The sequence below is a fragment of the Nocardioides sp. genome (assembly GCF_047607185.1).
Lineage (GTDB): Bacteria > Actinomycetota > Actinomycetes > Propionibacteriales > Nocardioidaceae > Nocardioides.
Genome location: NZ_JASGDQ010000052.1, coordinates 1 through 6,884, shown reverse-complemented (window position 1 = coordinate 6,884; position 6,884 = coordinate 1). Strand labels below are relative to the sequence as shown.

Below are 6,884 nucleotides of genomic sequence, written 5' to 3'. Positions count from 1 at the left end.
TCTGCGCGGCCCAGGCACACCCATCGCGGCGTTGGCGCCGCTCGGAAGACGCCCGGTATGCCGTCGCGACGCCGCCTTGCGCTGCGCGCACCTGGATCCACGCATACCCCCCACGAACTTCCAGAGACGACCACTAGAAGGCGCTGATCGCGAATGCTCACCGCGACCGCCTGCCGCTGAGAGCTCACTCCGACTGGCTGTCACGGCGGGCGACTCGTCGGCGGCCGGGAGGAGATGATCATCGACATCGCCCTCGACGTCGCCACTACGCGGTAGGCACCGGGCCTGTCGGCCGAGGCGTCGCTCTCGCCTCATCGTCAACTCCAGTCACATGTTATCCACAGATCGCTGACATGGGGTTTCGGCCTCGACAATGCTGGGCAACCATGTGGGCACTCCAACTCGGGAAACTGGAGGCAGATCATGGGGATGGCGCAGGTCGACGTCGACGTGCTGGACCAGCACGTGCGCGAGCGGGTGCGTCGTGAGGGTGTCGATCCACAGCGGGACAGTGCGGTGGTGCGGCGCATCGCCGAGACGGTGGTGCGCGAGCACGACGAGCGGTCGCTGACCGGCGCGGTCGTCCCGGTCGACGACCCGGCGGCGATCGTCGTGGAGCTGGTCGCTCGGGTCGCCGGCTTCGGCCCGCTGCAGCCGCTGCTCGACGACCCCGCCGTGGAGGAGGTCTGGATCAACCAGCCCTCGCGGGTGTTCGCGGCCCGGGCCGGCCGCCACGAGCTGACCAACATCTTCCTCACCACCGAGCAGGTCGAGGAGCTCGTCGAGCGGATGCTCAAGGCCAGCGGCCGGCGGCTCGACCTCTCCACGCCGTTCGTCGACGCCCAACTCCCCGAGGGCCACCGGCTCCACGTCGTGCTTGCCGGCATCAGCCGCGAGTTCACCGCTGTCAACATTCGAAAACACACCGTCCGAGCGACCAGGCTCGCCGACCTGGTCGAGCTCGGCAGCCTCACCACTCGCGCGGCAGCATTCCTCGAGGCCAGCGTCCGCGCTGGGCTCAACATCCTGGTGGCCGGGGCAACTCAGGCGGGCAAGACCACCCTGCTCAACTGCCTGGCCGCGGCCATCCCCGGCGGCGAGCGGGTGGTGAGTGCCGAGGAGGTCTTCGAGCTGCGCTTCCCGCACCCCGATCACGTGCAGCTGCAGACCCGCCAGGCCGGTCTGGAGGGCACCGGCGAGGTGCGGCTGCGCGATCTGGTCAAGGAGTCGCTGCGGATGCGGCCGAGCCGCCTCATCATCGGCGAGGTCCGCGCCGAGGAGTGCCTCGACCTGCTGCTGGCGCTCAACGCCGGGCTGCCCGGGATGTGCACGCTGCACGCCAACTCCGCTCGGGAGGCGTTGGCCAAGATGTCGCTGCTGCCGCTGTTGGCGGGGGAGAACATCTCCAGCGCCTTCGTGGTGCCCACGGTCGCGTCGTGCGTCGACCTGGTGGTGCACCTCGGCATCGACGCGCAGGGCCGGCGCCGCGTCGAGGAGATCCTCGCCGTGCCCGGCCGGGCCGAGGCCGGCGTGATCGAGACGGCGCCGGTCTTCGAGCGGCGAGACGGCGAGCTGCGTCGGGCCGGCGGGATGCCGCCCCGGACCGAGCGCTATGAGCGGCTCGGCATCGACGTGCACGGCCTGCTGGGACGCGACTGATGGGCGCGCTGGTCGGGCTCGGCGTCGGCGTCGGCCTGCTGCTGGTGTGGTCGGCCTTCGCGCTGCCGCGAGCGCCCCGACCGTCCGCGACGAGAGAGTCAGCCCTGGCGAGGCTGCTCGCCAGGGCCGGGCTGCCACGGGTCTCGCCCGGCGGGCTGGTGCTGCTCTGCGTCGCCTGCGGCCTGGCGGCGGCACTGGTCATGCAAGTCGTCTCGGGCACCCCGCCGGTCGCCCTCGCCTTCGGCGCGATGGCCGGCTACCTCCCGGTCGCCATCCTGACCGGCCGGGCCAGACGGCGGCAGCGGGAGTTCGCGGAGGTGTGGCCGGAGGCGGTCGACAACCTGGCCTCCGCCGTACGCGCCGGGCTGTCCTTGCCCGAGGCGCTGGCTGGCCTGGCCAGCCGCGGCCCGGAGGCGCTGCGGGAGCCATTCGCGGCCTTCGCCCTCGACTACCAGGTCTCGGGGCGGTTCGGCGAGTGCCTCGACCGGCTCAAGGACCGGCTCGCCGACCCTGTCGGCGACCGCGTGGTCGAGGGGCTGCGGATCGCCCGTGAGGTGGGCGGCGGCGAGCTCGGCAGGCTGCTCCGCAACCTTTCCACCTATCTTCGCGAGGACGCCCGCACCAGATCAGAGCTGGAGTCGCGTCAGGCCTGGACCGTCAACGGCGCCCGGCTAGCCGTCGCCGGACCCTGGATCGTGCTGCTCTTCATGTCCGCCCAGCCCGACGTCATCCACCGCTACGCCTCGCCCGGCGGCACCCTGGTCCTGGTCATCGGCGGCGCGGCCTGCCTGGTCGCCTACTGGCTGATGATGCGGATCGGCCGGCTGCCGGTCGAGCGCCGGATCCTGTCATGACGCTTTGGGGAGCGGCGCTCGGGGCGTTCCTCGCGGCGGGCGTGCTGCTCGCAGCTGCCCGGATCCGGGCGATCCGCCGGCCCTCGCTCGATGCCCGGGTGCTGGCCTACGTCCGCGATCTGCCGATGGCGACCCGGCCGGCGACGGCACCGGTCTCCGCCGCCGCCGGCGTCTTCGGGCCGCTGCTTCGGGCCGCCGCCGAGATGGTCGAGCAGACGCTTGGCGGCGCGGCCACGGTACGACGCCGGCTCGAGCGGGCGGGGATCGACCGCACCGTCCACGAGTTCCGGGTGGAGCAGGTGCTGTGGGGGCTGGCCGCCTTCGCGGTCGCCGCCGGCTACGGGCTGCTGCGCACCCTGGCCGACCCCGGCAACGCGGTGCCGTCGCTGGTGCTCTGTGCGGTCGCGTTCGTGGTCGGCGTGCTCGCCCGCGACAACCGGCTCACCGGCCAGGCCCGGGCCCGGGAGCGGCGCATCGTCGCGGAGTTCCCGACCGTTGCCGAGTTGCTCGCCCTCAGCGTCGCCGCCGGCGAGTCGCCGGTGCTGGCGCTCGACCGAGTCGTGCGCCGCAGCGGCGGCGAGCTCTCCGCCGAGCTGGGCCGGGTGCTCGCCGGGATCCGCACCGGCCAGCCGGTCGCCGCCGCATTCGACGCCCTCGCCGCCCGCTCCGGGCTGCCGCTGGTCGCCCGGTTCGCCGCCGGGATCGCCGTCGCCGTGGAGCGCGGCACCCCGCTCGCCGACGTGCTGCACGCCCAGGCCGCCGACGTCCGCGAGGCCGGCCGCCGCGAGCTCATCGAGTCCGGCGCACGCAAGGAGGTCCTGATGATGGTGCCCATCGTCTTCCTGGTCCTCCCGGTCACCGTCCTGTTCGCCTTCTATCCCGGCGTCATCGGGCTCCACCTCACGACGCCGTGACCCTCTCGGGAAAGGAACCCTCGCATGAAGACACTGCTCCACCGCCTCCGAGCTCGCGGCCAACGCGGTGACGTGCCGGGCTGGGTGCTGGTGACGGTGATGAGCGCTGGCCTGGTCGCCGCGCTCTACACCCTCGCCAGCGACCAGCTCACCGCCATGCTCTCGGCGGCGCTGTCGAAGGTGAAATGAGCCGTCGCCACGCCGAGCGCGGGGCAGCGGTCGTCGACTTCGTGCTGATCCTCGGCCTGCTGGTGCCGCTCTTCCTCGGCATCCTCCAGGTGGCGCTGGTGATGTTCGTCCGCAACACCCTGGCCAGTGCCGCCTCCGAGGGCGCCAGGTACGCCGCCACCGCCGGCCACTCGCCCGGGGACGGCGTCGCCCGTGCCCGCCAGCAGCTCGACGGCGTGCTCGCCGCCCGCTACGCCGACGACGTCACCGCCGAGCCCACGACGATCGAGGGCGCCCCGGCGGTGCGCGTGCTCATCCATGCCGAGGTGCCCGCGCTCGGGCTCGGCGGCCCGGCCATCGCCGTCGACGTCTCCGGCCGCGCCGTCCTGGAGCAGCCATGAGAGCGCGTTCGAGAACTCGGAAGCGCCGGCTCCGCGCCGCCCAGCACGCGCCCTGGCCGCGTTGTCGTCACTCGCCATGCCTCCGGCATGGCTCCCTCCTCCGCCAGCTCACCCCACGAAAGATGCTCGCTGGCGCTCGCACTTCCGCGAGGACCCCGAGCTCCATGACGCACGCTGGACAACGCCGAGCTCGACGCCGAGTCCTCGAACACGCTCTGAGAGCGCGTTCGATGATCCGCCGGCGCGGCGAGCGCGGCAGCGCGCTGGTGGAGTTCACCTGGCTCGCCATCTTGTTGATGGTGCCGGTGCTGTGGCTGGTGCTGGCGGTCTTCGACGTGCAGCGCGGCGCCTTTGCCGTGAGCGCCGCCGCGCGAGCGGCCGGCCGCGCCTACGTTCTCGCCGACTCCGACGCCGAGGGCCGCGCCCGCGCCGAGCAGGCGGTGGAGATCGTGTTCGCCGACCAGGGCGTCGACATCCCGGCCGACATCGAGGTCGGCTGCACGCCGTACCCCCGCTCCTGTCATGCCGCCGGCTCGGTGGTCATGGTGCGGGTGCGCAGCGGGGCGGCCCTGCCCTGGCTGCCGAGCGTGCTGGGCAGCCCGCCCCAGGTCGCGCTGGAGAGCACCCACACGCTCCCGGTCGGGCGCTACCAGGAGCCACCCGATGAGAGCTGACCAGCGCGGCTCGACCATCCCGCTGGTGGTCGGCCTCACCAGCGTGCTGCTGATCGCCGGCGCGGTCGTCGTGGACGCCACGGCCGGCTACCTCCAGCGGCAGGGGCTGGGCAGCCTGGCCGACGGCGCCGCGCTCTACGGCGCCGACGCGGGTGCCCAGGGAGTGGAGGTCTACGGCGACGGGCTCGGACAGCGGCTGCGGCTGACCGAGGCGGAGGCGACCGCGGCGGTCGGCGACTACCTGGTCCGCACCAGTGCCCGGGAGCGGTATCCCGGCCTGCGCTTCGCCGTGGCCGTCACCGAGGAGCGGGTCGAGGTGCGGCTCAGCGCGCCACTCGACCTGCCGTTGCACGTGCCCGGCTCACCACATCACCCGGTGGTCGGCGCTACCGGTGTCGCGGCCGTCGGGCTGGACCCGTGATCACCCATTTGGGTCATTTGTCCTGACCGTTCGGAGGATGTGACGTTACCATCCATTTGCTTTATGCTGGCAGACATGAGGGGAAGGATAAGCCGCGCCGCGCTGCTCAGCGCCCTCAGCGCGGGTCTGTTGACCGGATTGTTGGTGGTCACGCCGGCCGAGGCCGCCACCGCGACTGACTCGTCTGCGACGTATTACGCCGACCAGGCCGTCAAGGCAACCAACCAGGCTCGCCGGGCCAACGGCCTGCGGCGGCTCAAGAAGAGCGCCTGCCTGCAGCGCTACGCCGCCGCCCAGGCCGAATGGATGGCAACTCAGGGGGAGATGGCCCACCAGAGCCTCTACCCGCCGCTGCGCAAATGCGGGCTCAGCATGGTCGGCGAGAATGTCGCCTACGGCTGGAGCGCCGGCAGCGTCCTGGTCGACTCGGGCTGGATGCAGTCCAGCGCCCACCGGCACAACATCCTGGAGAAGCGCTTCGGGTTGATCGCCATCGCGGCCCGGCAGGACGCCGACGGCAACTGGTACGTCTCCCAGCTCTTCGGCCGCGCCTGAGGCACCGCCGGGCGTACGCCGAATCGGGTGGTTGCCGGCACGGCCGATAGACTCGCGCCTCGTGGCAGGACCGGACTTCGACGCCGAGCTCAAGCAGCTCCGAGCGACCATGCGCACCATCGAGCAGGTGCTCGACCTGGATCGGCTCAAGGCCGAGATCGCCGATCTCGAGAAGCAGGTCGCCGCCCCGGACCTGTGGGACGACCAGGCCAATGCCCAGCGCGTCACCGGCCGGCTCTCCCTGCTGCAGGGCGAGATCGAGCGGTTCGAGTCGCTGGCGAGCCGTGTCGAGGACCTCGGCGTGCTCGTTGAGCTCGGCACCGAGGAGGGCGACGCCGAGGCGCTGGCCGAGGCCGAGGCCGAGCTGAGCCGGATCGCCAAGGACGTCGAGGCGCTCGAGGTTCGCACGCTGTTGTCCGGGGAGTACGACGCCCGCGAGGCGCTCGTCACCATCCGCTCCGGCGCCGGCGGCGTCGACGCGGCCGACTTCGCCGAGATGCTGCTGCGGATGTACACCCGCTGGGCCGAGCAGCACAAGTACCCCGTCGAGGTCTTCGACACCTCCTATGCCGAGGAGGCGGGCATCAAGTCCGCCACCTTCGCGGTGCACGCCCCCTATGCCTACGGCACCCTCTCGGTCGAGGCCGGCACCCACCGGCTGGTCCGGATCAGCCCGTTCGACAACCAGGGCCGCCGGCAGACCTCCTTCGCCGCCGTCGAGGTGGTCCCGGTGCTGGAGCAGACCGACGACATCGACCTCCCCGAGGAGGACGTCAAGGTCGACGTCTACCGCTCCTCCGGTCCCGGCGGCCAGTCGGTCAACACCACCGACTCCGCGGTCCGGCTGACCCACCTCCCGACCGGCGTCGTGGTCACCTGCCAGAACGAGAAGTCGCAGTTGCAGAACAAGGCCTCCGCCATGGTCATCCTCAAGGCCAAGCTGCTGGCCATGAAGAAGGCCGAGGAGGAGGCGCACCTCAAGGAGCTCAAGGGCGATGTCGCCGCGAGCTGGGGCGACCAGATGCGCAACTACGTCCTCAACCCCTACCAGATCGTCAAGGACCTGCGTAACGGCTACGAGACCGGCAACCCGGCGGCGGTCTTCGACGGCGACCTCGACGGTTTCCTGGAGGCCGGCATCCGCTGGCGCCGGGGCGGCAACAAGCCGACCGAGGCCGACTGAGCGGACCCTGAGCAGACCCTGGGCGGACGTCATGCGGAGGGAGCAACCCCTTCCT

Annotated in this window: 9 protein-coding genes; all 9 read left to right on the top strand. The window is 71.9% G+C overall.

Annotated features, from left to right (window positions below):
• Positions 1-423: 423 nt before the first annotated feature.
• The gene (locus QM595_RS05185; RefSeq protein WP_415170463.1) at positions 424-1,659 is read left to right on the top strand and encodes a CpaF family protein; all 1,236 of its coding nucleotides are present in this window, start codon (positions 424-426) and stop codon (positions 1,657-1,659) included.
• Positions 1,659-2,513 carry a type II secretion system F family protein gene (locus QM595_RS05180; RefSeq protein ID WP_415170462.1) on the top strand — a complete coding sequence of 285 codons (855 nt, stop codon included), beginning with the start codon at positions 1,659-1,661 and terminating at the stop codon, positions 2,511-2,513. Before QM595_RS05185 ends, QM595_RS05180 begins: the two co-directional genes overlap by 1 nt.
• Entirely contained in the window at positions 2,510-3,427 is a 918-nt protein-coding gene (locus tag QM595_RS05175) for a type II secretion system F family protein (RefSeq protein WP_415170461.1), read from the top strand. The genes QM595_RS05180 and QM595_RS05175 overlap by 4 nt, the downstream gene beginning before the upstream one ends.
• 24 nt (positions 3,428-3,451) lie before the next feature.
• A complete protein-coding gene (locus QM595_RS05170; protein WP_415170460.1) occupies positions 3,452-3,616 on the top strand; it encodes a hypothetical protein in 165 nt (54 codons plus the stop codon).
• The gene (locus QM595_RS05165) at positions 3,613-3,996 is read left to right on the top strand and encodes a TadE family protein (protein WP_415170459.1); all 384 of its coding nucleotides are present in this window, start codon (positions 3,613-3,615) and stop codon (positions 3,994-3,996) included. Before QM595_RS05170 ends, QM595_RS05165 begins: the two co-directional genes overlap by 4 nt.
• A gap of 230 nt (positions 3,997-4,226) precedes the next feature.
• Complete coding sequence (locus tag QM595_RS05160; RefSeq protein ID WP_415170458.1) at positions 4,227-4,670, top strand: hypothetical protein; 444 nt, start codon at positions 4,227-4,229, stop codon at positions 4,668-4,670.
• A complete protein-coding gene (locus QM595_RS05155; protein WP_415170457.1) occupies positions 4,660-5,091 on the top strand; it encodes a pilus assembly protein TadG-related protein in 432 nt (143 codons plus the stop codon). Before QM595_RS05160 ends, QM595_RS05155 begins: the two co-directional genes overlap by 11 nt.
• A gap of 75 nt (positions 5,092-5,166) precedes the next feature.
• Entirely contained in the window at positions 5,167-5,646 is a 480-nt protein-coding gene (locus QM595_RS05150) for a CAP domain-containing protein (protein WP_415170456.1), read from the top strand.
• Between the two features lie 61 nt (positions 5,647-5,707).
• Positions 5,708-6,829 (top strand): peptide chain release factor 2, encoded by a 1,122-nt coding sequence (gene prfB, locus QM595_RS05145; RefSeq protein WP_415170455.1) that lies wholly within the window; start codon positions 5,708-5,710, stop codon positions 6,827-6,829.
• Positions 6,830-6,884 lie beyond the last annotated feature (55 nt).

Coding starts and splice junctions, on each gene's coding strand:
- QM595_RS05185 (WP_415170463.1), top strand. CDS start 424: ATGGGGATGGCGCAGGTCGACGTCGACGTGCTGGACCAGCACGTGCGC.
- QM595_RS05180 (WP_415170462.1), top strand. CDS start 1,659: ATGGGCGCGCTGGTCGGGCTCGGCGTCGGCGTCGGCCTGCTGCTGGTG.
- QM595_RS05175 (WP_415170461.1), top strand. CDS start 2,510: ATGACGCTTTGGGGAGCGGCGCTCGGGGCGTTCCTCGCGGCGGGCGTG.
- QM595_RS05170 (WP_415170460.1), top strand. CDS start 3,452: ATGAAGACACTGCTCCACCGCCTCCGAGCTCGCGGCCAACGCGGTGAC.
- QM595_RS05165 (WP_415170459.1), top strand. CDS start 3,613: ATGAGCCGTCGCCACGCCGAGCGCGGGGCAGCGGTCGTCGACTTCGTG.
- QM595_RS05160 (WP_415170458.1), top strand. CDS start 4,227: ATGATCCGCCGGCGCGGCGAGCGCGGCAGCGCGCTGGTGGAGTTCACC.
- QM595_RS05155 (WP_415170457.1), top strand. CDS start 4,660: ATGAGAGCTGACCAGCGCGGCTCGACCATCCCGCTGGTGGTCGGCCTC.
- QM595_RS05150 (WP_415170456.1), top strand. CDS start 5,167: ATGAGGGGAAGGATAAGCCGCGCCGCGCTGCTCAGCGCCCTCAGCGCG.